Source organism: Parvibaculum sp. (assembly GCF_030651915.1).
Taxonomy (GTDB): domain Bacteria; phylum Pseudomonadota; class Alphaproteobacteria; order Parvibaculales; family Parvibaculaceae; genus Parvibaculum.
Genome location: NZ_JAUSBV010000002.1, coordinates 343048 through 365985 on the forward strand (window position 1 = coordinate 343048; position 22938 = coordinate 365985).

Annotated in this window: 22 protein-coding genes and 1 pseudogene; 13 read left to right on the plus strand and 10 right to left on the minus strand. The window is 63.1% G+C overall.

Features of this window, described 5'->3' with window-relative positions; genetic code table 11:
* Positions 1-109 precede the first annotated feature (109 nt).
* Positions 110-811 (plus strand): Bax inhibitor-1/YccA family protein, encoded by a 702-nt coding sequence (locus Q7V31_RS02140; RefSeq protein ID WP_370690626.1) that lies wholly within the window; start codon positions 110-112, stop codon positions 809-811.
* A gap of 71 nt (positions 812-882) precedes the next feature.
* On the opposite strand, the gene Q7V31_RS02145 is transcribed toward Q7V31_RS02140, so the two are convergent.
* A complete protein-coding gene (locus Q7V31_RS02145) occupies positions 883-1281 on the minus strand; it encodes a DUF2794 domain-containing protein (RefSeq protein WP_304732167.1) in 399 nt (132 codons plus the stop codon).
* A 570-nt stretch (positions 1282-1851) separates the two neighbouring features.
* Here Q7V31_RS02145 and Q7V31_RS02150 point away from each other — a divergent pair.
* From Q7V31_RS02150 to Q7V31_RS02165, 4 genes are read left to right on the plus strand one after another with little or no spacing between them, the layout of a single operon-like run.
* On the plus strand, positions 1852-2874 hold the full coding sequence (locus tag Q7V31_RS02150; protein WP_304732168.1) for an ABC transporter ATP-binding protein: 1023 nt from the start codon (positions 1852-1854) through the stop codon (positions 2872-2874).
* Positions 2871-3605 carry an ABC transporter permease subunit gene (locus Q7V31_RS02155; protein ID WP_304732169.1) on the plus strand — a complete coding sequence of 245 codons (735 nt, stop codon included), beginning with the start codon at positions 2871-2873 and terminating at the stop codon, positions 3603-3605. The genes Q7V31_RS02150 and Q7V31_RS02155 overlap by 4 nt, the downstream gene beginning before the upstream one ends.
* A 13-nt stretch (positions 3606-3618) precedes the next feature.
* Positions 3619-5568, plus strand: a complete 1950-nt coding sequence (locus Q7V31_RS02160; protein WP_304732170.1) for a Gldg family protein — start codon at positions 3619-3621, stop codon at positions 5566-5568.
* Positions 5569-5572: 4 nt separating this feature from the next.
* Positions 5573-6685: a DUF4340 domain-containing protein gene (locus Q7V31_RS02165; RefSeq protein ID WP_304732171.1), complete on the plus strand. Its 1113-nt coding sequence runs from the start codon at positions 5573-5575 to the stop codon at positions 6683-6685.
* Here the strand turns inward: Q7V31_RS02165 and Q7V31_RS02170 are convergent.
* From Q7V31_RS02170 to Q7V31_RS02180, 3 genes are all read right to left on the minus strand, one after another.
* Positions 6682-7422 carry a thioredoxin family protein gene (locus Q7V31_RS02170; protein WP_304732172.1) on the minus strand — a complete coding sequence of 247 codons (741 nt, stop codon included), beginning with the start codon at positions 7420-7422 and terminating at the stop codon, positions 6682-6684. The two genes, Q7V31_RS02165 and Q7V31_RS02170, sit on opposite strands and share 4 nt — an antisense overlap.
* A gap of 119 nt (positions 7423-7541) precedes the next feature.
* The gene (gene acnA, locus Q7V31_RS02175; protein WP_304732173.1) at positions 7542-10187 is read right to left on the minus strand and encodes an aconitate hydratase AcnA; all 2646 of its coding nucleotides are present in this window, start codon (positions 10185-10187) and stop codon (positions 7542-7544) included.
* Positions 10120-10830 (minus strand): hypothetical protein, encoded by a 711-nt coding sequence (locus Q7V31_RS02180; protein ID WP_304732174.1) that lies wholly within the window; start codon positions 10828-10830, stop codon positions 10120-10122. The genes acnA and Q7V31_RS02180 overlap by 68 nt, the downstream gene beginning before the upstream one ends.
* Positions 10831-11044: 214 nt before the next feature.
* Between Q7V31_RS02180 and Q7V31_RS02185 the strand changes: the two genes are divergently transcribed.
* The 6 genes from Q7V31_RS02185 to Q7V31_RS02210 are packed head-to-tail and all read left to right on the plus strand — an operon-like array spanning position 11045 to position 14735.
* On the plus strand, positions 11045-11848 hold the full coding sequence (locus Q7V31_RS02185; protein ID WP_304732175.1) for a crotonase/enoyl-CoA hydratase family protein: 804 nt from the start codon (positions 11045-11047) through the stop codon (positions 11846-11848).
* Position 11849: 1 nt separating this feature from the next.
* Positions 11850-12467, plus strand: coding sequence for a heme ABC exporter ATP-binding protein CcmA (ccmA, locus tag Q7V31_RS02190; protein ID WP_304732503.1), 618 nt, complete (start codon positions 11850-11852; stop codon positions 12465-12467).
* Positions 12464-13141 (plus strand): heme exporter protein CcmB, encoded by a 678-nt coding sequence (gene ccmB, locus Q7V31_RS02195; protein WP_304732176.1) that lies wholly within the window; start codon positions 12464-12466, stop codon positions 13139-13141. Before ccmA ends, ccmB begins: the two co-directional genes overlap by 4 nt.
* A 56-nt stretch (positions 13142-13197) precedes the next feature.
* Positions 13198-13965 carry a heme ABC transporter permease gene (locus tag Q7V31_RS02200; RefSeq protein WP_304732177.1) on the plus strand — a complete coding sequence of 256 codons (768 nt, stop codon included), beginning with the start codon at positions 13198-13200 and terminating at the stop codon, positions 13963-13965.
* Positions 13966-13968: 3 nt separating this feature from the next.
* Positions 13969-14172, plus strand: coding sequence for a heme exporter protein CcmD (gene ccmD, locus Q7V31_RS02205; protein WP_304732178.1), 204 nt, complete (start codon positions 13969-13971; stop codon positions 14170-14172).
* A complete protein-coding gene (locus tag Q7V31_RS02210; protein WP_304732179.1) occupies positions 14169-14735 on the plus strand; it encodes a DsbE family thiol:disulfide interchange protein in 567 nt (188 codons plus the stop codon). The genes ccmD and Q7V31_RS02210 overlap by 4 nt, the downstream gene beginning before the upstream one ends.
* Positions 14736-14738: 3 nt before the next feature.
* On the opposite strand, the gene Q7V31_RS02215 is transcribed toward Q7V31_RS02210, so the two are convergent.
* Positions 14739-15293: a MarR family winged helix-turn-helix transcriptional regulator gene (locus Q7V31_RS02215; RefSeq protein ID WP_304732180.1), complete on the minus strand. Its 555-nt coding sequence runs from the start codon at positions 15291-15293 to the stop codon at positions 14739-14741.
* A 401-nt stretch (positions 15294-15694) separates the two neighbouring features.
* On the opposite strand from Q7V31_RS02215, the gene Q7V31_RS02220 reads away from it, so the two are divergent.
* Positions 15695-16312, plus strand: a complete 618-nt coding sequence (locus Q7V31_RS02220; protein WP_304732181.1) for an NUDIX hydrolase — start codon at positions 15695-15697, stop codon at positions 16310-16312.
* 66 nt (positions 16313-16378) lie between these two features.
* Entirely contained in the window at positions 16379-18028 is a 1650-nt protein-coding gene (locus tag Q7V31_RS02225; protein ID WP_304732182.1) for an MFS transporter, read from the plus strand.
* A gap of 17 nt (positions 18029-18045) precedes the next feature.
* Here the strand turns inward: Q7V31_RS02225 and Q7V31_RS02230 are convergent, their stop codons facing one another.
* From Q7V31_RS02230 to dapF, 5 genes and pseudogenes are all read right to left on the minus strand, one after another.
* On the minus strand, positions 18046-18681 hold the full coding sequence (locus Q7V31_RS02230; RefSeq protein ID WP_304732183.1) for a septation protein A: 636 nt from the start codon (positions 18679-18681) through the stop codon (positions 18046-18048).
* Positions 18682-18747: 66 nt separating this feature from the next.
* Positions 18748-19764 (minus strand): annotated as a pseudogene (ftsY, locus tag Q7V31_RS02235) (signal recognition particle-docking protein FtsY); the annotation flags it as partial.
* Positions 19701-20702: a phosphoribosylaminoimidazolesuccinocarboxamide synthase gene (locus Q7V31_RS02240; RefSeq protein ID WP_304732184.1), complete on the minus strand. Its 1002-nt coding sequence runs from the start codon at positions 20700-20702 to the stop codon at positions 19701-19703. The gene Q7V31_RS02240 and the pseudogene ftsY, both read right to left, overlap by 64 nt.
* Positions 20703-20725: 23 nt before the next feature.
* Complete coding sequence (gene mtaB, locus Q7V31_RS02245) at positions 20726-21991, minus strand: tRNA (N(6)-L-threonylcarbamoyladenosine(37)-C(2))-methylthiotransferase MtaB (RefSeq protein WP_304732185.1); 1266 nt, start codon at positions 21989-21991, stop codon at positions 20726-20728.
* Positions 21988-22869 (minus strand): diaminopimelate epimerase, encoded by an 882-nt coding sequence (gene dapF / locus Q7V31_RS02250; protein WP_304732186.1) that lies wholly within the window; start codon positions 22867-22869, stop codon positions 21988-21990. Before dapF ends, mtaB begins: the two co-directional genes overlap by 4 nt.
* Positions 22870-22938 lie beyond the last annotated feature (69 nt).

Consider the following 22938-nt stretch of genomic DNA (forward strand, 5'->3'; position numbering starts at 1 on the left):
CGCGCTCCTCAGCCAATATTGACAACAGGCACACGCAGGAGGGTGCAGATACATGGCGAATTACGATCAGGAACGGCTCCATCAGGTAGAGCTCGGTCGCCGCGCCGACATGGCGATCGACCAGGGCCTTCGGAGCTATATGCTCAGTGTTTACAACTACATGGCGGGCGCGCTGGCCCTCACCGGCCTCGTCGCGCTGTTCGCCTATAACGCCGCCGTCGTCGAAACGCCGGCCGGTCTGGCCTTCAGCGAGTTCGGTCAGGCGATCTATGCGAGCCCGCTGAAGTGGGTGGTCATGCTGGCGCCGCTCGGCTTCATTTTCTTCCTGAGCTTCCGCATCCAGAAGATGAGCCTCGTCGCGGCGCAGAGCACCTTCTGGCTCTTTGCCGGCGTCATGGGCCTGTCGCTGTCGTCGATCTTCCTCGTCTATACGGGTGAGAGCATCACCACGACCTTCTTCGTGACGGCGGCCGCCTTCGGCTCGCTAAGCCTTTACGGCTACACGACAAAGCGTGACCTGACCGGCATGGGCTCGTTCCTGTTCATGGGCCTGATCGGCGTCATCATCGCGATGGTCGTCAATATTTTCCTGCAGAGCTCGGCGCTGCAATTCGCGGTCTCGGTGATCGGCGTCCTCGTCTTCGCCGGCCTCACCGCCTATGACACGCAGCGCATCAAGGGCATGTATTACGAAGGCGACAGCGTTGCCGCCGCCGGCAAGAAAGCCGTGATGGGCGCGCTCTCGCTCTATCTCGACTTCATCAACATGTTCATGTTCCTGCTGCAGTTCCTCGGCAGCCAGCGCAGCTAAAGCGCTGAAACATCGGCAAAAACAAAGCCCCGGCAGCGATGCCGGGGCTTTTCGTTTGCGCCTTCGGGGTCTCAGGCGTCGACCAGCCTCAAGGCGCGCTTGTCGAAGACCTTCAGCACCTGTTTGAGGTCGTGGCCGCGCTTCAGGATCAGGCCGGTCGCCGCCACCACCGCATAGGCGCCCTGCTTGCGCGCCAGTTTCGGGCGCTTCTCGATCCGGTAGAGCGGCATTTCGCTGGCGCGGCGGAAGACCGAGAACACCGCGACTTCCCTGAAACCGCCCATCGCATAGTCGCGCCACTCGCCGTCGGCCACTTTGCGTCCATAGACGGAGAGGATCGCGTCGAGCTCGGTCCGGTTGAAAAAAACCTCCGGCTCGCGCGGCTTTTTCTGAATGGGGCCGGTTGCCACCAGCGTCAGCCCGCGTTCCGCCTCGCCCCTCCGGGGCACGTAGTCGACGCTGTCGGTCATGCGGGCGGCGGTCCTCCTTGCGGGCGGGGCCTTCGGTCTTTTCAGCATGGCACAAGCGAGGCCGCGCCGTCATCCGATTGTTATATTTTCGGCGGTGCGCCTTGGTTTTTCAGGCGCCGGCGATTTGTTCTGAAACCACAATATTGCCTTTTTTCGGCCCTTGCGGGGCCACACTGGGCCGCCAGATTAGCACCGTTGCCTCTTTGGCCCGGTTCCTTGCGACGTTCCGGTTTCATCAGCCCCCCAGCCCCACCGGGATAGATTGGGGGAGCCGGGCCATCCTTCCCTCACCCCCCCGAGGGACTTTGAGCGCAACAAAACGTCCCAAGAGCGATAGCTCCAGCCGTCCGGGTTCCCCCTCCCGGACGGCAAGCTTTTGCGCGCATGGGTCAGCGCGTTGAAAATGAAACATCTTTCACTTGAAGGGGTTGGCGGCCTGTCCTACACAGACTGCCTGCATGGGAGGCAGGCCGCGCTTGCGAAAAGGCGCGCGCAAAGGGAAACGAAATTGCCGTCGGCATTGCCGGACAAGGCAAGGTTCCGGGGAGAGGCATCATCGGCCGATCGGAAATGGAAACGGCGACACAAGCTCCTTCCGCAGCAGCCGGCGAGGCGATGATCGTCATCGACGGTCTGACCAAGCATTTCGGTCCGTTCACGGCGGTCGACAATATCGGTTTCTCGGTCGCGCGCGGCGAGGTTCTGGGCTTTCTCGGTCCGAACGGCGCCGGCAAATCCACCACCATGAAAATGATCACCGGCTTTCTGGCGCCGAGCGCCGGGCAGGCCCGCATCTGCGGCCATGACATCGTCAAGGACACGCTGGCCGCGCAGCGCACCATCGGCTATCTGCCGGAAGGCGCGCCGGCCTATGGCGACATGACGCCGCGCGGTTTTCTGCGGTTTATCGCGCGGGTGCGCCGGCTTTCGGGCAGCGAGGCGCTGACGGCCATCGACCGCGCGGTCGAGGCGACCGAGCTTGGCGGGGTGCTCGATCAACCGATCGACACACTGTCGAAAGGCTTCCGCCGCCGCGTCGGTCTGGCGCAATCGATCCTGCACAATCCGCCCGTCCTCATCATGGACGAGCCGACCGACGGCCTCGATCCCAACCAGAAATTCGAAGTGCGCAAGCTGATCGGCCGCATGTCGGCCGAGAAGGCGATCATTATTTCGACCCATATTCTCGAAGAAGTCGATGCGATCTGTACCCGCGCGCTGATCATCGATCGCGGCCGGGTTGTCGCCGACGGAACGCCGGCTTCGTTGATGGCACGTTCGCGTTATCACAACGCCGTGTCGTTGACGCTCGGCGGACAAACGACGGTGCAGATGGCCGAGAAACTCAAGGCGCTGCCCGGCATTGCCAGCATCGAAGTCATACCGCGCGGCGCCGAGACCACGTTCACGCTCTTTCCGGCAACGGCGCGCGAGAGCGATACGCTGCTGATCGATGCGGTGGCGCGTCTGGCGCGCGACGAAAACTGGCCGGTACGCGCGCTTTACGGCGAGCCCGGCCGCCTCGACGAGGTGTTCCGCAGCCTGACCCGTTCGGATCTCGCACCTTCGAGCGAGAAGAGGGATGCGGCATGAACGAACTCCTCGCCGTCTTCCGCCGTGAACTCGGCGGTTATTTCGCCACGCCGCTCGCCTTCATCTTTATCGTGATCTTCCTGCTCACGATGGGCGCCTTTACCTTTTATCTCGGCGGCTACTACGAAAGCGGACAGGCCGATCTCGCAATCTTTTTCAACTTTCATCCCTGGCTTTATCTGTTCCTGATCCCGGCCATTTCAATGCGCCTCTGGGCGGAGGAACGCCGCACGGGATCGATCGAACTGCTGTTGTCGCTGCCGGTGCCGCTCTGGGCGGCGGTGCTTGGAAAGTTTCTGGCCGCTTGGGCGTTTTCCGGTCTCGCACTGGCGCTGACCTTTCCGATGTGGCTGACCGTCAACTATCTGGGTGACCCGGACAATGGCGTCATTCTTGCCGGCTATCTTGGAAGTTTCTTCATGGCCGGCGGTTATCTCGCGATCGGTTCCTGCCTTTCGGCGGTGACGCGCAACCAGGTGATCGCCTTCGTTCTGTCGGTTGCCGTCTGTTTTCTATTCACGGTTTCGGGCCTTCCGATCGTTATCGACTTCTTCTCCGGCTGGGCGCCGCAGCAGGTGCTCAACACGATAGCGTCCTTCTCCTTCCTGACGCATTTCAATGCGATCACGCGCGGCGTTATCGACCTGCGCGACATCATCTACTTCGCGACGCTGATTGGCGCCTGGCTGATTGCCTGCGGCATTGTCGTCGACATGAAGAAGGCGGGTTGAGGCGGTGACGGGTATGTTCAACCAGCAGATCAGCCGTTCGGCCTACCGCATCGTGATGCTGGTGCTGCTCGCCGTGCTGTTTCTTGCCGTCAATCTGTTTTCGAATATCGTCTTCCGCTCGGCTCGGATCGATCTCACCGAGAACCGTCTTTACACATTGTCGGAGGGCACGGGCGAAGTCGTCGCGAAGATCGAAGAGCCGATCACGCTGCGCTTCTTCTATTCGGAGCGGCTTGCCAACGACTATCCGCGCATCCGCACCTATGCGACCCATGTGCGGGATCTTCTGGAGGAAATACGCAACCGTTCGGACGGGCAGTTGCGCCTCGAGGTAATCGAGCCTGAGCCTTTCTCCGAACAGGAAGATCTCGCGATGTCGCTCGGCCTCAAGGGCGCACCGACGGCGCAGGGCGACATTATCTATTTCGGGCTTGTCGGCACCAATGCCGTGGACGGACTTGAAGCCATTCCGTTCTTCACCGACGAGCGTGAACAATATCTCGAATACGATATCGCGCGGATGATCCAGAACCTGAGCCGTCCGGCGCGACCTGTGCTTGGCATCGTCACCAACCTGCCGCTCGATACCGGCACAGGCGGGTTGATGTCGGCGATGCGCGGCGAATCTCTGCCCTTCATGATCTATGAGGAGCTTCGCGACCGCTTCGAGCTCGAATATCTGGAACAGCAGTTCCAGACCGTGCCGAGCAAGATTGAAGTTCTGATGATCGCACATCCGCGTGAGCTCGATCCGGCGACGCTTTATGCCGTCGATCAGTTCGTCATGCGCGGTGGACGTGTGCTCGCCTTCATCGATCCGCATTCGGAGGTGAGCCTCACCGCCGGCCCGGACGGACAACCGGTTCGCGGCTATACCGAAGCGTCCAATCTCGAGCCGCTGCTGAAAAACTGGGGCGTCGACTACGACCCGACCAAGATCGTCGGCGATCGCGGTCTTGCACAACGCGTGCAGACGGGCCTCGATGCGCGCCGTCAGGAAAGCGACTATGTCATCTGGCTTGCCGTGCAGCGCGCCAATGTCGATGCCGAGGATATCGTCACCGCCGATGTGATGCGGCTCAATCTCGGTACGGTGGGCGCGCTGGCGCCGGCGGAAGGCGCGACGACGCGCTTCACGCCGCTGGTGCGCTCATCCGATGATGCGCAGCTCTACGATCTCGACTATGTAAAATCGGGACCCAGACCGGACGACCTCCTGCGCCGTTTCGAACCGTCGGGCGAAAGCTTTGTCATCGCCGCGCGCGTGTCGGGACCGGTCTCGAGTGCTTTCGATGGGCCACCGGAGGTTGAGTTGCAGGCTCAGGACGGCGCGGCGAGCCCGCGCGCGACCCCGGCCAAGCCGGAGGCACATCTCGCACAGTCGGTCGGCGACGCGAATATCATTCTTTTTGCCGATAGCGACATTTTCGACGATCGCTTCTGGGTTCAGACGCAATCCTATCTCGGCGAGCGTGTGGCGCAACCGATTGCCGATAATGCAAGCTTCGTCGTATCGGCGATCGACAATCTGATGGGTTCGAACGAGCTGATTTCGCTGCGTGCGCGGGCCCGGATCGACCGGCCTTTCACGGTTGTCGACGATCTGCGGCGCGCGGCCGAGCGGCGGTTTCTTGCCGAACAGGAAGCGCTTGAAGGCCGCATCGCCGAAACCGAACAGCGCCTGACCCAATTGCAAACGCAAGGGGTTGCGGATTTGCCGAATGGCGGTGCGACCGAGGTCGATGTCGAAAGCGAGATTCAGGCCTTCCGCGCGGAACTTCTCGACAGCCGCAAGAAATTGCGTGATGTGCAGCGGAACCTGCGTCGCGAGATCGATGGGCTGGGCGCGCAGCTTCGCTTTGTCAATGTGGGGCTGGTGCCCCTTCTCATTACGGTCGTTGCGCTTGGCGCGGTGATCCTGCGCTATCGCCGTCGCAAGGCGCGCGCGGAAAAGGGAGCCTGATCCCATGCCCGCTTCGTTCCAGTCCCTTTGGGAAAACCGGCCGCTGCGCAATCTGGCGGTGCTGGCACTGGCGACCGCCATCGCCGTTGTCGCGGCCACGGTCGCGGTCGTCACCGACCGTAGCAGCGTCGCGGCGACATTCACGCCGCATCCACTTTTTTCCGGGCTCGACACGCAACTCGATCAGGTGGACCGCATTGTCTATACCGCAAGTCAGGGGATGCATGGCGTGAGCCGCGTCGTCATGTTGCGTGATTCAAACGGCGTCTGGGGTGCAGAAGCGCGGGCCGGCTATCCGGTCAATCCCGAACTGGTCAAGAAAACCTTGCTCGGGCTGGGCGACATGGAAGCCTATGAACCGCGCACGGCAAACCCCGAGTGGCATCGCAATCTTGGTCTGCTGCCGCCGGAGGATATCGGTTCGGCGGTGCGGATCGAGCTCTTCCGTGGCGAGGACCGGATGGCGGCGGTGCTTGTCGGCAAGGTTCCGGAGCGTGCCGTCAATGTGCAGGGCGAAGGTCTCGTCTATGTGCGGCGCGATGGCGAGGATCAGTCGTGGCTGGCACGCGGAAGGCTGCCGCTACTGAAGATGGTCGCCGAATGGCTCGACCCGACTTTTGTCGACATATCGCGCGAAGAGCTGGCGCGCGTGACGCTTTGGGGTGGCACCGACAATCCGGTTATTATCGAACGCGCGTCGAAGGACGAGGCCGACTTTGCCATCGTCAATGTCCCGGCAGGACGGGTGACGCGCGGCGCGCCGGTTGTCAACGGAATCGCGATGGCACTTGCCGGCAAGAGTTTCGACGATGTCGGACCCGCCGATACGCTCGACCTTCCCGAAAATGCACCGACGGTTTTCTTCGATACGTTCGACGGTGTGCGTCTGACCATGAGCATGGGCGGGCAGGGCGGCGCGTTGTGGGCGAAGTTTGCTGCCGCGGTCGATCCCCTTCTGGCCGTCGAGGGGGCCGACGCCGAGGCCGCCGAAGCACGCGCGGCCGAACTCAATGCGCGGCTGGGCGCTTGGGTCTACAAGCTCCCCCAGGATGTGGGCGGGCAGTTCACGCAGACCATGGATCTGTTGACGCGCGAGGCCGGTCCCGCCGATTTCTAGCGCGCAGGTCTTTCCGCTGCGGCAGCCATATCGATATGCGCTGCGCCGAGAATGGGCCCGCCGTCGCGCGCCTGCAGCAGCGCGACGCAGCCTTCATAGCCCTGCATCAGCATTTCCGTTTTCGGCAGCGTCACCGTTGTGGCGTCTCCCTCCCACATGCCGATCGGCATCAGCCCGCGTACCGCATGCGCGTAGGTCATGGTCTTGCCGCGATTCTCGCCGCGCCGGATTTCGACCCTTTCTTTCTTTGCATAGCGCACCAGCCAGAGTGTGGCGGCGCGTTCCGGTGGCGCGCCTGCGCCGACATGGAGTGTCAGGGCGGCGCCATCGTCGGAAAAGCGCAAAGCGACCGGGAGTGGCGTGCCGCGCCGATCGGCGATCTGTTCTTCGACTGTTTCGCGGTGGCTGCCGACGCCTTCGGCAATGCCGTCGACCACGATCTGCGGCGTGTAGACGCCGGAAATGCCGAGCGCCTTTGCATAAGCGCGTTGCCGCTTTGTGAAGGCGGGGCTTGCCAATGTGTCCTTCCAGCCGAGAAAGTCCCAGTAGTCGACCGCGAAAGACAACGCGATCACGTCTTCACGCCCGGCGAGTTCGGCCAGATAGGCGTCGGCCTTGGGACAGGAAGAACATCCCTGGCTCGTGAAGAGTTCGACAACCACAGGCCGCGTCTCGGCGCGGGCAATGGACGCGAGGGACAGGCCGAGGACGAGAACCATGACGTAACGCAACAGCATGGGAGGTTTCTCCTTCGGACCGAAGATAGATCGGGCCGCCGCACACAGGCGAGTCACGATGCGGTGATGGCAAAAAAAGGGCGCTCCGAAGAGCGCCCTTTTCGTCATCGGTCTGCTGTTCAGGCCGCGAGATTTCGCAGCACATAAGGCAGGATGCCGCCATTCTCGTAATATTCGACCTCATCTTGCGTATCGATGCGGCAGAGAAGTTCGATCACCTGCTTCGTTCCGTCTTTGTAGGAGATGATCGCGTTCACCTTGGTGCGCGGCTTCACCTGCGCGAGGCCTTCGATCGACACGGTTTCGGAACCATCGAGACCGAGCGACTGCCAGCTCATGTCGTCGAGGAACTGCAGGGGGGCAACACCCATGCCGACCAGGTTCGAGCGATGAATGCGCTCGAAGCTCTGGGCGACCACGGCCTTGACGCCGAGCAGCATCGTGCCCTTCGCGGCCCAGTCGCGGCTCGAGCCGGTGCCATATTCCTTGCCGGCGAAAATAACGAGCGGCACGCCGCGGCGTTTGTATTCCATTGCCGCGTCGTAGATCGGCATCTCGGTGCCTTCGGGCTGCAGCTTGGTCAAGCCGCCTTCGACGCCCTGAAGCATCTGGTTCTTGATGCGGATATTGGCAAAGGTGCCGCGCATCATGACTTCGTGATTGCCGCGCCGGGCGCCGTAGGAATTGAAATCCTGCGCGCCGACCTGTTTGGCGTTCAGATAGGCGCCGGCCGGGCTCTTCACCTTGATGTTGCCGGCAGGCGAGATGTGGTCGGTGGTGATCGAATCGGCAAACAGGCCGAGCACCCGTGCGTCTCTCACATCGGCAAGGGCTGCCGGTTCCGGTTTCAGATCGACGAAGTAGGGCGGGTTCTGAACATAGGTCGAACCGCCGTCCCAGTCATAGGTCAGGCCACCCGTGACCTTGATGCTCTGCCAGTTGGCGTCACCGTCAAAGACATTGGCGTAGCGCTTGCGGAACATCTCGCGGGTCACGCAGCTGCGCACCGTTTCGGCAACCTCCTTTGCCGAGGGCCAGATGTCCTTCAGGTAGACCGGCTGACCGTCCGCGCCGATGCCGAGCGGTTCGGTCGTCAGGTCGATCTGGGTCGAGCCGGCCAGTGCATAGGCAACGACCAGCGGCGGCGAGGCGAGGTAGTTGGCCTTCACATCCGGGGAGACCCGGCCTTCGAAGTTGCGGTTGCCGGAGAGCACCGAGGCGGCCACCAGATCGTGTGTCGCAATCGCCTGGCTGATCTCGACCGGCAGCGGACCGGAATTGCCGATGCAGGTGGTGCAGCCATAGCCGACCAGATCGAAGCCCATGGCGTTGAGATCGTCCTGCAGGCCCGACTTGGTCAGATAGTCGGTGACGACCTGCGAGCCGGGTGCGAGCGAGGTTTTCACCCAGGGCTTTACCTTGAGCCCCTTCTCGCGCGCGTTGCGGGCAACGAGGCCGGCGGCCACCAGCACGCTCGGGTTCGAGGTGTTGGTGCAGGAGGTGATGGCGGCGATGACGACGTCACCATGGCCGAGATCGAAGTCCCGGCCTTCGACGGGAACACGGGCTGCCTTCTGACCGGGCTTGCCGAACTCGCCTTCGAGCGCGCCAATGAAGTTCGTCTTGACGTCGGTCAGCGAGACGCGGTCCTGCGGACGTTTCGGGCCGGCAAGGCTCGGCACAACAGTCGACAGGTCGAGCGCCAGCGTGTCGGTGAAGACCGGCTCGGCCATGCCCTTCTCGCGGAACATGCCTTGCGCCTTCGCGTAGGCCTCGACCAGTGCGACGCGCTCCTCCGAGCGGCCGGTGGCGCGGAGATATTTCAGCGTTTCATTGTCAACCGGGAAGAAGCCGCAGGTGGCGCCATATTCGGGCGCCATGTTGGCGATGGTGGCGCGGTCCTCGAGGGCCAGATGATCGAGGCCCGGTCCGTAATATTCGACGAACTTGCCGACGACGCCCTTCTTGCGCAGCATCTCGGTGACGGTCAGCACCATATCGGTCGCGGTCACGCCGTCATTCAGCTTGCCGGTCAGCCGGAAGCCGACGACTTCCGGGATCAGCATCGAGACCGGCTGGCCGAGCATGGCCGCTTCCGCCTCGATGCCGCCGACGCCCCAGCCGAGAACGGCAAGGCCGTTCACCATCGTCGTGTGGCTGTCGGTGCCGACACAGGTGTCGGGATAGGCGATCTCGTCCTTGCCGTCCTTCTTCGTCCAGACGGTCTGCGCCAGATATTCGAGATTGACCTGGTGGCAGATGCCGGTTCCCGGCGGCACGACGCGGAAATTGTCGAAGGCCTTGGAGCCCCAGCGCAGGAACTCGTAGCGTTCGCGGTTGCGCGTGTATTCGATGTCGGTGTTTTCCTTAAAGGCGGTCGGCGTGCCGAACTTGTCGACCATCACCGAGTGGTCGATCACGAGGTCGACCGGCACCAGCGGATTGATCTTCTTCGGGTCGCCGCCGAGATTCTTCACCGCGTCGCGCATGGCGGCGAGGTCGACAACGGCGGGGACGCCGGTGAAGTCCTGCATCAGCACGCGGGCCGGGCGATAGGCGATTTCACGATCGGAGGTGCGGGTCTTCAGCCAGCTTTTCACCGCCTTGATGTCGTCGGCGGTCACCGTGCGGCCGTCCTCGAAGCGCAGCAGGTTTTCCAGCAGCACCTTCATCGAGAAGGGCAGGCGGGCGATACCGTCAAGCCCGTTCTTCTCGGCATGCGGCAGACTGAAATAGGTATAGCTGCGCTTGCCGACCTTCAGCACGCGGCGCGCGCCGAAGCTGTTGCCGGGGGCTTTTGCCGCGGTCTTTTTCGCAGCGGTCTTTTTCGCAGCGGTCTTCTTTGCCGGTTTCGCCTTTGCCGTTGCCTTCGTCTTCGGCGCCGGTTTTTTCGCGGCCGGTTTTGCCTTCGCAACCGTCTTCTTTTTCGGCGCAACCTTCTTCGGTGCGGTTTTCTTCGGCGCCGCTTTTTTCGCGGCCGCTTTCTTCGGCGCGGATTTTTTTGCCGGTTTCGCCTTCGCGGCGGCTTTCTTTTTCGGTGCGACCTTTTTGGCCGCCTTCACGGCTTTTTTCGGTGCCGTCTTCTTTTTCGACGTGACCTTCTTGACGGTCTTCTTGGCTGCGCGTTTGGCCTTCTGTGCCAGCTTGCGGGCCGCGGGCGCGGCCTTCTTCACGGCCTTGCGTGCGGTCTTGACCGCTTTCTTCGCTGCCTTTTTCGGTGCGGCCTTCTTCGACACCGACTTCTTCAGCTTCGGCGCTGCCTTGGTCTTTTTCGGCGCGGCCTTCTTTGCTGCGGCTGTCTTGGTCGCGGGCTTTTTCGCCGGCGCCTTCTTCTTCGCCTTTGCTTTCGTCTTGGAGGTTTTCGGGGATTTCGCGGGGGCCTTCTTCGCCATCTCTCTTGGTCCTCAATGCTGCGTGGGTCCAGTTGGAAAAAGGGGAGGGGGCGCTTGTTGCCCGCGCAGGAAACGCGCGGGCGTCAAATCCGATTTCGCCGCCGCTTTTGTGCCTGGAACCTATATGCTTGTCGCGCCGGACTATAATGGCTTTCGTACGGATTGACCATGCTCGGTCGTGCGCTTAAGCCTTGATAATCGGCATTGAAAACAACATCGGGGGAGGCTGCGTGGCAGAGGTCGTCGTCGAGAAAAACGGTCCCGTCACAACGGTGACCCTCAATCGTCCGCGCGCGAAGAATGCGGTCGATCGTGCCGCCGCCGAGCAGCTCGCTGCCGCCTTCCTCGAATTCGAGCGGGACGAGGCAGCGCTTGTCGCGGTGTTCTGCGGCGCTGAGGAAACCTTCTGCGCCGGCGCCGATCTCAAGGCGGTCGGAACGGGCGGCGGCAATCGCGTCGTGCCGCCGGCAAGCGGTGCCGATTTCAGCCGCCTGGCCGATGACGGCCCCATGGGGCCGTCGCGAATGATTCTCAACAAGCCGGTCATTGGCGCCATTGCCGGTTACGCGGTGGCGGGCGGGCTGGAACTGGCGCTCTGGTGCGACATGCGCATTGTCGAGGAAGACGCGGTGATGGGCGTTTTTTGCCGGCGCTGGGGTGTGCCGCTGATCGATGGCGGCACGATCCGTCTGCCGCGGCTGATCGGTCATGCAAGAGCGATGGACCTGATCCTGACCGGCCGCGGCGTCGGGGCGGCCGAGGCCTTGCAGATGGGGCTGGCCAATCGTGTCGTGCCCAAGGGCCAGGCCCGCGCGGAAGCCGAGCGTCTGGCGCATGAGGTTGCGCGTTTTCCGCAGTTGTGTCTGCGCCATGACCGCATGTCGGCCTATGAACAATGGGATCTGCCCTACGACCGGGCGCTTGCCAATGAATTCGAGCATGGCCGCAAGGTGATGGCGTCCGGCGAAACCCAAAAAGGTGCTGCCCGCTTTGCGGCAGGCAAGGGCCGGGGCGGCAATTTTGACGACATCTGAATTGCGGCTATCGGCATCGCACCTTGCCTGCGAACGCGGCGGCCGGCTGGTCTTTGACGGCGTTTCCTTCACCGTCGGGAGCGGCGAAGCGCTGGTGCTGACCGGCCCCAATGGCAGCGGCAAGTCGAGCCTGTTGCGGCAGATCGCGGGTTTGCTGGAGAGCGGGCCCGATTCGCTGCGTGTCGAGGGCGGCGACCCCGAGCTGACGCTTGCCGAACAATCCCATTATGTCGGTCATCTCGACGGATTGAAGCCGGCGATGACGGTCGCCGAAACGCTGCATTTCTGGGCTGCCTGGTTCGGCACCGGGGCGGGGGCGGCGCATGTCGCGGCGGCGCTGGACGGCATGAACCTCGCTTCGCTCGCCGATCTGCCGGCCGCCTATCTCTCGGCCGGACAAAAGCGGCGGCTGGCCCTGGCGCGCCTTCTCGCCGCGCCGCGCCCCGTCTGGCTGCTCGACGAACCGACCGTGGGGCTCGACACCGCCAGCATTGCGCGACTGGGGCACGCGATGCAGGCGCATCTTGCCGGCGGCGGCCTGATCGTCGCGGCCACCCATCTCGATCTCGGGCTCGCGACGGCGAAAACGCTCGATCTCGGCACCGGGGTGCTGTCATGAGCCGCGCTTTCATTGCCTTGCTTGTCCGCGATCTCCGGCTGGCCGCACGCATCGGCGGGGGTGGCGGAATGGCCGTGTTCTTCTTTCTGGTCGTGGTCGCCGCCGTCCCGCTCGGAATCGGCCCCGCGCCCGATCTTCTGGCGCGCATCGCACCCGGCATGTTGTGGGTGGCTCTGCTGCTCTCCTCGCTGCTGACGCTCGACCGGCTTTTCCAGGCCGATCATGAAGATGGCTCACTCGATCTTCTGACCATGGGCCGCCTGCCGCTGGAACTTGTGGTCGTGGCAAAGGCTGTCGGTCATTTCCTGACGACGGGACTGCCGCTGGTCGTCGCCGCGCCGCTGCTCGGGTTGATGCTCAATCTCGAGGTGGCGGCATTTCCGGCACTGATGCTGGCGATGCTGGTGGGCGCGCCTGCGCTGAGTTTTCTCGGCGTCATCGGTGCCGGCCTCACCGTCGGTATCAGGCGCGGCGGTCTGCTGGCCTCGCTGCTGGTGCTGCCTTTCTACATCCCGGTTCTGATATTCGGCGTCGGCGCGGCTCGCGCAGCGCTGGCCGGCTTTCCGGACGGCGTTGCCGCTCAGAGTCTCGCCCTGCTGGCAGCTGTCACGCTGGCGAGCCTTGTGATCGGACCGGTTGCGGCGGCCGCGGCCCTGCGCGCCAATCTCCGCTGATGCGCGGCAAAATGACAGGCGCCTTCAACTTGCCCTCTCCGGAAGCAACACGCTAAATGAGCCCCATGACCCGCCCTTCGGCTTCGCAGCGGCTCCAGGCCTTCGCCAATCCGGCGCGTTTCATGACGCTGTCGGGGCGCCTTCTTGCGCCTTTGTGGCTGGTTTCGCTCGGGTTTCTCGTCGTTGGCCTCTACTTCGCGCTGTTCGCGTCGCCACCCGACTATCAGCAAGGCGAGACCGTGCGCATCATGTATGTGCATGTGCCGTCGGCATGGCTTGCCATGTTCGGCTATTCGGTGATGGCGATGGCCTCCGCCGTGGCGTTGATCTTCCGTCATCCGCTGGCCGATCTCTGCGCGAAATCGGCGGCACCGATCGGCGCCGCCTTCACCTTTCTGGCCCTTGTCACCGGCGCGTTGTGGGGCAAGCCGATGTGGGGCGCGTGGTGGGTGTGGGATGCGCGGCTGACATCCGTTCTGATCCTGTTCTTTCTCTATCTTGGTTACATGGCGCTCTGGACGGCTATCGAGGAGCCGACGCGTGCGGCACGTGCCGCCGCCGTTCTGGCACTTGTCGGCGCGATCAATGTGCCGATCATTCGCTACTCGGTCGTTTGGTGGAACACGCTGCACCAGCCGGCCTCGGTCTTCCGCATGGACGGCCCGACGATCGCGCCCGAAATGCTGTTGCCGCTCGCCCTGATGGCACTCGGATTCACATTTCTGTTCGTGACGCTGCTGCTGGTGCGCATGCGCGCCGAGATCCTGCGCCATCGCGTGCGCCAATTGCGGCTGGCGCTGGCCGCATCCGGCGCAGAGGGCTGAGGGATGGCCGAGTTTTTCCAGATGGGCGGATATGCGGCCTATGTCTGGCCTGTCTATGCGCTGGGCATTCTTGTGCCGCTGGCGCTGGCGGTTCAGAGCCTTGCCGATTATCGGCGCCAGGCCCGCCTTGCCGATGCGCTGGAGCGCGACGCCGGCGGGCGTGTCCGCCGTGCGGCCCGCCATCCGGATATGGAGTCGGCTCCGTGAAAATCCCGTTCAGGCTTGCGGCCCTTGTCCCCGTCGCGCTCTTCCTGTTGCTTGCCGGCTTTTTTTTCGTCGCGATCTATCGCGGCGACCCGTCCCGCGTGCCCTCGGCGCTGATCGGGCGCTATGTGCCGGAATTCGAACTGCCAGCTGTCCCGGGGCTCGATCAGCCGGGTCTCGCCACGGCCGATTTCGGTACCGGCACCCCCGTCATCGTCAATGTGTGGGGGTCGTGGTGCGTGCCCTGCCGGGTCGAGATGCCGCTGCTGGTGGAGCTGAGGCGTGTCGCCGATGTGCCGCTTTACGGGATCAACTACAAGGACGATCCGGCCGCCGCCCGGCGGTTCCTGGCCGAGCTTGGCAATCCCTTCGATCGCATCGGACGCGACCAGACGGGGCGAGCTTCCATCGAATGGGGGGTATACGGCGTGCCGGAGACATATGTCATCGACGGCAATGGCCGCATTGCGCTCAAACATGTCGGCGCGGTGACGCCTGAAGCGATTGCCGAACAGATTTTGCCGGCGTTGCAGGCGGCGCGGCATGCCGCGCCGCCCGGCAACTGAGGTTCAGCTCTTCTTGCGGCGTGCGGCCGGCTTTTTTGCCGCCGGTTTGCGGGCCGGTTTGCGCGCGGCGCGCTTCACAGGCTTTTTGGGCTCGGATTCTTCCGTTTTCAGGCTTTCGATGGCGCCGTTGAGATGGGTCAACGCTTTCATCAGATCCGACTGCACGGATTTCGGCAGCGCTTCGAGCAAAGCCCGCTCGGCGGCCAGGGCCTTCGGCATCGCGCCTTTCAGCGCGCGGCGGCCGGCGGCCGTCAGGCGTACCGCATTGGCGCGGGCATCTTCCGCCGTACGGCGTCGGGCCAGCAGACCGTTCTTGATCATGCGGCTGATCATGTCGGCCAGCGTCGAGCGATCGATGCCGGTGCGGTTGACCAGGTCGGTCTGGCTCAGGCCCTCTTCCTCGTCGACCGCAAAAAGCACAATGAACTGACGCGGCGTCAGTGTGCTGGCGCCCATCTGCTGAACGAACTGATCATAGGCAAATTGTTGCGCGCGGCGCAGCAGGTGGCTCAACGAGCTTTCGAGATCGAAACTTCCGGTCGATTTTCTGGCTGCCATTCGTCTGTCCTCTGGTGTCATCTGAACTATTCGACACGCCTGTGTCGGAATATCGGGGGCTGAATATCTCTGGCTCTTGTCCTTGCGGGTGTTCCCTTGGCGGGACTTTTACCTTTCGGACGGATCTCCCATCGCATGGAGAAATGGATCGGGCGCATCCTCGGGTGCTTTGTGGCAATGCCGCGCGCGCCGCACTATCTTCATATGCACCCGCAAGGGCCTCACTTGCAAGAGGAACCGGGCCATGAAAAAGAAGAAACGCCGAAATCACGATAGGTCTGTGCGCGGACGGTCCCTGTCGGGCTGTGCACAATCTGGCGGCATATCCGGCGAATTCCGGCGTGGCGGCGGATGCCGTCGCGAGAAGGCTTAGTTCCGTAGGCGGATCAAAGAGTTGCGCGATGACAAATTTGACGAAAATGAGCGGTCCGGGGCAGGTTTCGACGGCGTCGGCGCCCCGCGAGCCCGGTGCGGAACACGATCCGGCCTTTTCGCGCCGCGTGCCAACCGGGGACAATTTGCCGCGCGATATCTGCGATCGCTGCGGCTTCATACATTATGTGAACCCCAAGGTTGTCGTCGGTTCGGTCGTTTCCCATGAGGGGCGCATCCTGTTGTGCCGCCGTGCCATCGAACCGCGCCGGGGATTCTGGACGCTGCCTGCCGGCTTTATGGAACAAGGTGAGACGGCTGAGGAGGGTGCGCGGCGAGAGGCGCGCGAGGAAGCCAATGCCGAGATCGCGCTGAAGGACCTGCTGGCCGTCTATTCGATCCCGCGCATTGCGCAGGTCCAGCTGATGTATCGCGCCGAGCTGTCGACCCCCTCCTTTTCGGCGGGTGAGGAAAGCCTCGAGGTTGCGCTTTTCTCCTGGGAAGAAATTCCGTGGGAGGAACTTGCTTTCCCCAGCGTTCACTGGGCCTTGACGCAGTTCCGCTCGGTGGAAGGCCAAGCCGGAATCGTGCCCTTCAGCAATCCGGACGGTGAAACCGGCAATCTGTTTCCACGCCCGCCCCGCTAGCATCGTCGGTTCATTCGCGGCATTCTCCCGTCACGGAAAGCGGGGCTGACAAGGCAGGGGTGGGGCATGACGGCGGTGGCGGAAACCGGAACAGGGCGCATGACGCGCGAGGAGCGGCGCGTCATTTTCGCCTCGTCGCTCGGGACCGTATTCGAGTGGTACGACTTCTATCTCTACGGTTCGCTGGCCGCGATCATTTCCGTCCAGTTCTTTTCGGGCGTCAATCCGACCGCCGGTTTCATCTTTGCGCTTCTGGCCTTTGCCGCCGGCTTTGCCGTCCGACCCTTTGGTGCGATCGTTTTCGGCCGCCTGGGCGATCTCGTCGGACGAAAATACACGTTTCTGGTCACGATCGTGATCATGGGCGTTGCGACATTCATTGTCGGTCTGTTGCCCAGCTATGCCACGATCGGCGTTGCCGCGCCGGCGATCCTGATTTTGTTGCGGCTGCTGCAGGGCCTCGCGCTTGGCGGTGAGTATGGCGGCGCGGCCATCTATGTGGCCGAACATGCCCCCCATACGAAACGTGGCAGCTACACGGCCTGGATCCAGACCACGGCAACGCTTGGCCTCTTCCTGTCGCTTCTCGTCATCCTCACCTGCCGCCTGTCGATGGACAAGGAGAGCTTCGAAAGCTGGGGCTGGCGCATTCCGTTCCTGCTGTCGATCGTGCTTCTCGGCATTTCGGTCTGGATCCGGCTGAAGCTCAACGAGTCGCCGCTGTTCCAGAAGATGAAGGACGAGGGGACGCTCTCGAAAGCGCCGCTGACCGAGAGTTTCGGCCAATGGAAGAACCTGAAGATCGTGCTGATCGCATTGATCGGCCTCACGGCCGGGCAGGCCGTCGTCTGGTACACCGGCCAGTTCTACGCGCTTTTCTTCCTGACGCAGGTGCTGAAGGTCGAAGGGCAGACCGCCAATATCCTGATCGGCGTCGCGCTGTTGCTTGGTGTGCCGTTTTTTGTCGTCTTCGGTGCGCTTTCCGACCGGATCGGCCGCAAGCCGATCATCATGGCGGGCTGTCTGCTGGCAGCCCTCACCTACTTTCCGCTTTTCGCGGCGTTGACGCATTTTGCCAATCCGGCGCTTGAACAGGCACAACGGATTTCACCGGTCGTTGTCGTGGCAGATGCGGGGGAATGTTCGTTCCAGTTCAATCCGGTCGGCACGGCCGCCTTCACGACCTCATGCGACGTTGCCAAGAGCGCGCTGGCCCGGCGCGGCATTCCCTACAGCAACAGGCGGGCGGCAACCGGTGAGACCGCCTATGTCGAAATCGGCGCGTCGCGCGTCACGTCCTTCGATGCGACCGATGATATCGATGGCGCGGCGCGGCGCGGTTTCGATGCGATGCTCGCCGAGGCCCTGGTGCAGGCGGATTATCCCGATGCGGCCGATCCCGACGCCATCAACACGCCGATGGTCGTTCTCGTTCTCTTCGTTCTGGTTCTCTATGTGACGATGGTCTACGGGCCGATCGCGGCGATGCTGGTGGAGCTCTTTCCCACGCGCATCCGCTACACGTCGCTGTCGCTGCCCTACCATATCGGTAATGGCTGGTTCGGCGGCTTCCTGCCGACGGTTGCCTTTGCGATCGTTGCGGCGAGCGGCGATATCTATTCGGGGCTCTGGTATCCGGTCGTCATCGCCGCCATGACCTTCGTTATCGGCATGATCTTCGTGCCCGAAACCAAGGATCGCAGCATTCACCACTGACGTGGCGACGAAGCGTTTCAGTCGGCGGCGGGCGCCTGTTCGTCCCGCAAGGGGGCATATCGGGTCAGCACCGGTATCTGTGCCATGCCGAAGACCATTGTCAGCGGCATCACGCCGAAAAGCTTGAAGCTGACCCAGAAATCGGTCGAGAAGTTGCGCCAGACAATTTCGTTGATGACGCCGAGGAAGATGAAGAAAAGGCCCCAGCGCACGGTCAGCACCATCCAGCCCTTGTCGGTCAGGTCGAAGGCGCCGTCGAACAGGTTTTTCATCACCGGCTTGCCCATCATCGCGGCGCCCAGCAGCGCGGCCGCGAAGAGCGCATTGACGATGGTCGGCTTCAGCTTGATGAATTCGTCGTCCTGCAGCCACAGCGTCAGCGCGCCGAAGAAGATGATGAAGATGCCGCTGACCAGCGGCATGGTCGGAATCTTGCGAAACCGGAGCTGCGAATAGGTCAGCGAGATCACGGTCGCGACCATGAAGGCGCCGGTTGCGTAAAAGATATTCTGCGCTTCCTCATTGCCGAAAAGCCGGTCGGCCTGGGCATTCATCACGAAAAAGACCACCAGCGGCCCAAGCTCGATCGCCATGCGGACCCATTGCGAGGCCGACATGCCGGCATGCGTCTTTTCGGTGCTTGTTTCGCTCATGTTCCGTCCGTTCTCGGCCGCTATCGCGCTGCCACTTTATATTTACGCACGGGATACGCCGGCGGATCAACTTGCGCCGGTTATGGCCCTTGCAAAGGCCTCGGCATTGAAATCCTGCAGGTCCTCGATCCCCTCGCCGATCCCGATCAGATGGACCGGCAGGCCGAAACGCCGGGCGATGGCAACCAGAATTCCGCCCCGTGCCGTGCCGTCGAGCTTGGTCATGACGAGGCCGGTGACGCCGGCGGTCCTGCCGAAAATCTCGACCTGGTTCAGCGCGTTCTGGCCCGTCGTCGCATCGAGGACCAGCAGCGTCGCATGCGGCGCTTCCGGATCGAGTTTGCGCATCACGCGGATCACCTTTTCAAGTTCGGCCATCAGGTCGGCTTTGTTCTGCAGGCGTCCGGCCGTATCGATCATCAGCACGTCCGAGCCTTCTTCCCGTGCCCGGGCCAAAGCCTCATAGGCGAGGCCGGCCGCATCGCCGCCGATCTTCGTCGAACAGACAGGCGCTCCGATACGCTCGCCCCAGACTTTCAGCTGCTCGACGGCTGCGGCCCGGAAGGTATCGCCCGCGGCCAGCATGACGGATTTGCCTTCGCCCTTCAGCCTGGCGCCGATCTTGCCGATGGTCGTCGTTTTCCCGGCGCCGTTGACGCCGGCCATCAGGATCACGAAGGGCTTCTTCGTTGCGTCGAAAACGAGCGGCTTCTCGACCGGCTTCAGCACCTGCGCGATCTCGTCGGCGACGATGCGCCGGATTTCTTCCGGCCCGACTTCCTTGTCGTAGCGATCCTTGCCGACAGCCTCGGCAATCGCCGCGGCGGCATCGAGACCGAGATCGGCGGCGATCAGCAATTCTTCCAGCTCGTCCAGCGTCGCCGCATCGAGCTTGCGCTTGGTGAAGATGCCGGTGATGCCGTCCGACAGGTTTCGGGTCGAACGGGCAAGCCCTTCTTTCATGCGCTGGAAGAGCGATTTTTTCTTCTCGTCCGTTGCGGTGCTGGATTCGCTTTCGCTCATGCCGGTGATCTCTGTGCCGCGGGAAAACAGGATGCGAGGTTCTGCCTGATGCGCGCCAGCGGTGCCTCGCCTTGCGGCGGGAATTCGAATTTCCGTCCCGTGATGGCCTCGAAGGCGCCAATATATACGGCCGCCGTCTCCAGTACGAGGTCCTCGGGAATGTCGGGAATGGGATCCTTGTAGGGGTCGCAGCGTGCGGCGACCCAGTTGCGCACGAAATCCTTGTCGAAACTTTCGGGCGCGGTGCCGGCTGCAAAGCGCGCCGGATAGCTGTCGGCCCGCCAGTAGCGACTGCTGTCGGGCGTGTGGATCTCGTCGGCCAGCACGATACGGCCCTCGGCATCGGTGCCGAATTCGTATTTGGTGTCGACCAGGATCAATCCGCGTCTGGCTGCCAGTTCGCGTCCGCGGGCGAAAAGCGCCAGGGCGTATCGCGAGAGCGTTTCCCATTGCGCCGATGTCAGCAGGCCGCCGTCGACGATTTCCGCCGGCGTCAGCGGTTCGTCATGCGCGCCGTCGAAGGCCTTGCTGGTCGGCGTGATGATCGTTTCGGGCAGTTTTTCGTTGGCGCGCAGCCCGTCGGGCAGCGTCACACCGTAGATCTCGCGCTTGCCCGCCTTGTAGAGCGTCAGAACCGAGGTTCCGGTGCTGCCGGCAAGATAGTCCCGTACCACGATCTCGACCGGCAGGATGTCGAGCCGTTGTCCGATCACCACATTCGGATCGGGATAGTCGCGCACGTGATTGGGACAAATGTCGGCCGTCGCCTCGAACCAGAAGCGCGCCGTTTGCGTCAGCACCTGGCCCTTGTAGGGGATTGCCGCCAGGATGCGGTCGAAGGCGCTCAACCGGTCGCTGGCGACAATGATCCGGCGGCCGTCGGGCAGGTCGTAATTGTCGCGCACCTTGCCGCGATAATGGTTCGGCAATTCGGGGATGGCGGCATCGGCCAGCACCTGCCCCATTGCGCCTCGCGCTTTCAATGTCTCGATGTCCATGATTCTTCTTTCGCCGCCGCGGCTCATGCCGCGCGCAATCCTTCAAAGCTGCGGCCATCATGTGCGGCAAGGCGGATGGCCAGGATTTCGCCGGCCGTTGCCATTGCATCGGCAAGGCGTACCGGCGTGAATTGATGGGTGCGGCCCGTCGTCGGCGTTTCCATCAGCACCGGCCTTGTCGCGCCGAGGCCGCTTTCGAGATGTGCGCGCACCCGCGCCGCGCCCTTGATGCGCAGCTGTTCGGCGCGGGCCTTCGCCACGTCGCGAGAAACCTGCGGCATCTTTGCGGCCGGCGTGCCGGGGCGCGGGCTGAACGGGAACACATGCAGCCAGGTCAGCCCGCATTCGTCGACGAGACGCATCGTGTTGGCGAACATCTCGTCCGTTTCGGTCGGAAAGCCGGTGATGAAATCGGCACCGAAAACGATGTCGGGGCGCAGGCGCCGCGCTTCTTCGCAGAAGCGGATCGAATCGTCGCGCAGATGGCGGCGCTTCATCCGCTTCAGGATCATGTCGTCGCCCGATTGCAGCGACAGATGCAGATGCGGCATCAGCCGTTCTTCCTCGGCGATCAGACGCATCAATTCGTCATCGGCCTCGATCGAATCGATCGAGGAAAGCCGCAGCCGTTCGAGTTCGGGCACCAGCTTCAGGATGCGGCGCGCCAGATTGCCGAGGCTCGGGCGCCCCGGCAGGTCGCCGCCATAGGAGGTGATGTCGACGCCGGTCAGCACCACTTCGCGGTAACCGTTCTCGACCAGCTTCCGGACCTCGGCGACCACTTCGCCGGCGGCGACGCTGCGCGAGGGGCCGCGGCCATAAGGGATGATGCAGAAGGTGCAGCGGTGGTCGCAGCCGTTCTGCACCTGCACGAAGGCCCGCGCACGGCCTTCGAGACCGCCGATCAGATGGCCGGCGGTTTCCGTCACCGACATGATGTCGTTGACGCGCACACGTTCATTGGCGTGCAGCGCCAGCGCCGGCTGCCAGCTTGCCGGCTTGAGCTTTTCCTCGTTGCCGATCACCAGATCGACTTCCGGCATCTCTGCAAACTGTTCGGGGTTCACCTGCGCCGCGCAGCCGGTCACGATGATGCGGGCCTGCGGGTTCTCGCGGCGCGCCTTGCGGATCGCCTGGCGGGCCTGGCGTTCGGCCTCGGCCGTCACCGCGCAAGTGTTGAAAACAATCGCATCTTCAAGACCGGCCGCATCGGCATGACCGCGCATCACCTCCGACTCATAGGCGTTGAGGCGGCAGCCGAAAGTGACGATGTCGGTGCGCTTCGTCATGCCGCCACTCCCGACAGAAGGCGCGGATCGAGCGTGCCTTCATGATCGAGGGTCGCGTCGCCGGTCATCAGGATGTGGCCATAGCCCTTGTCGGTATCGGGCAGCCATTCGACGGTGAGGTCGCCGCCCGGCAGCGTCACGGTGATCTTGCGTTCGGTCCGGCGGCGGCGGATCGCCACCACCGTTGCCGCACAGGCCGCCGTGCCGCAGGCCTTCGTCAACCCGACGCCGCGCTCCCAAGTGCGCAGCTTGATATGCGTCGGCGACAGCACCTGCGCGACCGAGATGTTGGCGCGTTCGGGAAAAAGCGGATGATGTTCGAGCATCGGGCCCGAGCGCTCGAGATCGATGGCGTCGACATCGTCGACAAAGAAGATCGCATGCGGATTGCCGACATTGACGACCCCCGGCGAATGCATGATCGGGGCGCCCAGCGGCCCGATTTCGAGTTCGATAGCGCGGGTGTCGCGGAACTCTTCCGACAACGGAATCTCGTCCCAGTTGAGCTTCGGTGCGCCCATGTCGACCGTGATGGCGCCTTCGTCGGCGCGCGTCGCCACCGTGTTGCCGGCCGGCGTTTCGATGGTGACGGCGTCCTTGCCGGTTTCCTCGAGCAGCAGCTTGCCGATGCAGCGCGCGGCATTGCCGCAGGCCTCCACCGCGCCGCCGTCCCGGTTGCGGATGCCCATGAAGGCGTCGCCGCCATGGCGGGGATGTTCGATGGTGATCAGCTGGTCGCAGCCGATGCCGGTTTCACGGCTGGCAATGGCGCGCGCAATCGCATCCGTCAGCACCAGCGGATCGCGGCGCAGGTCCAGCACGACGAAGTCGTTGCCGAGCCCGTTCATCTTCAGGAAATGATGCGCCATGCCGGTCATGATGCCCGGATATATGGCGCTTTTCGTCCCCTTATGCCAGTAGATTGGGGAAAGAAACGGTGGCAGGGA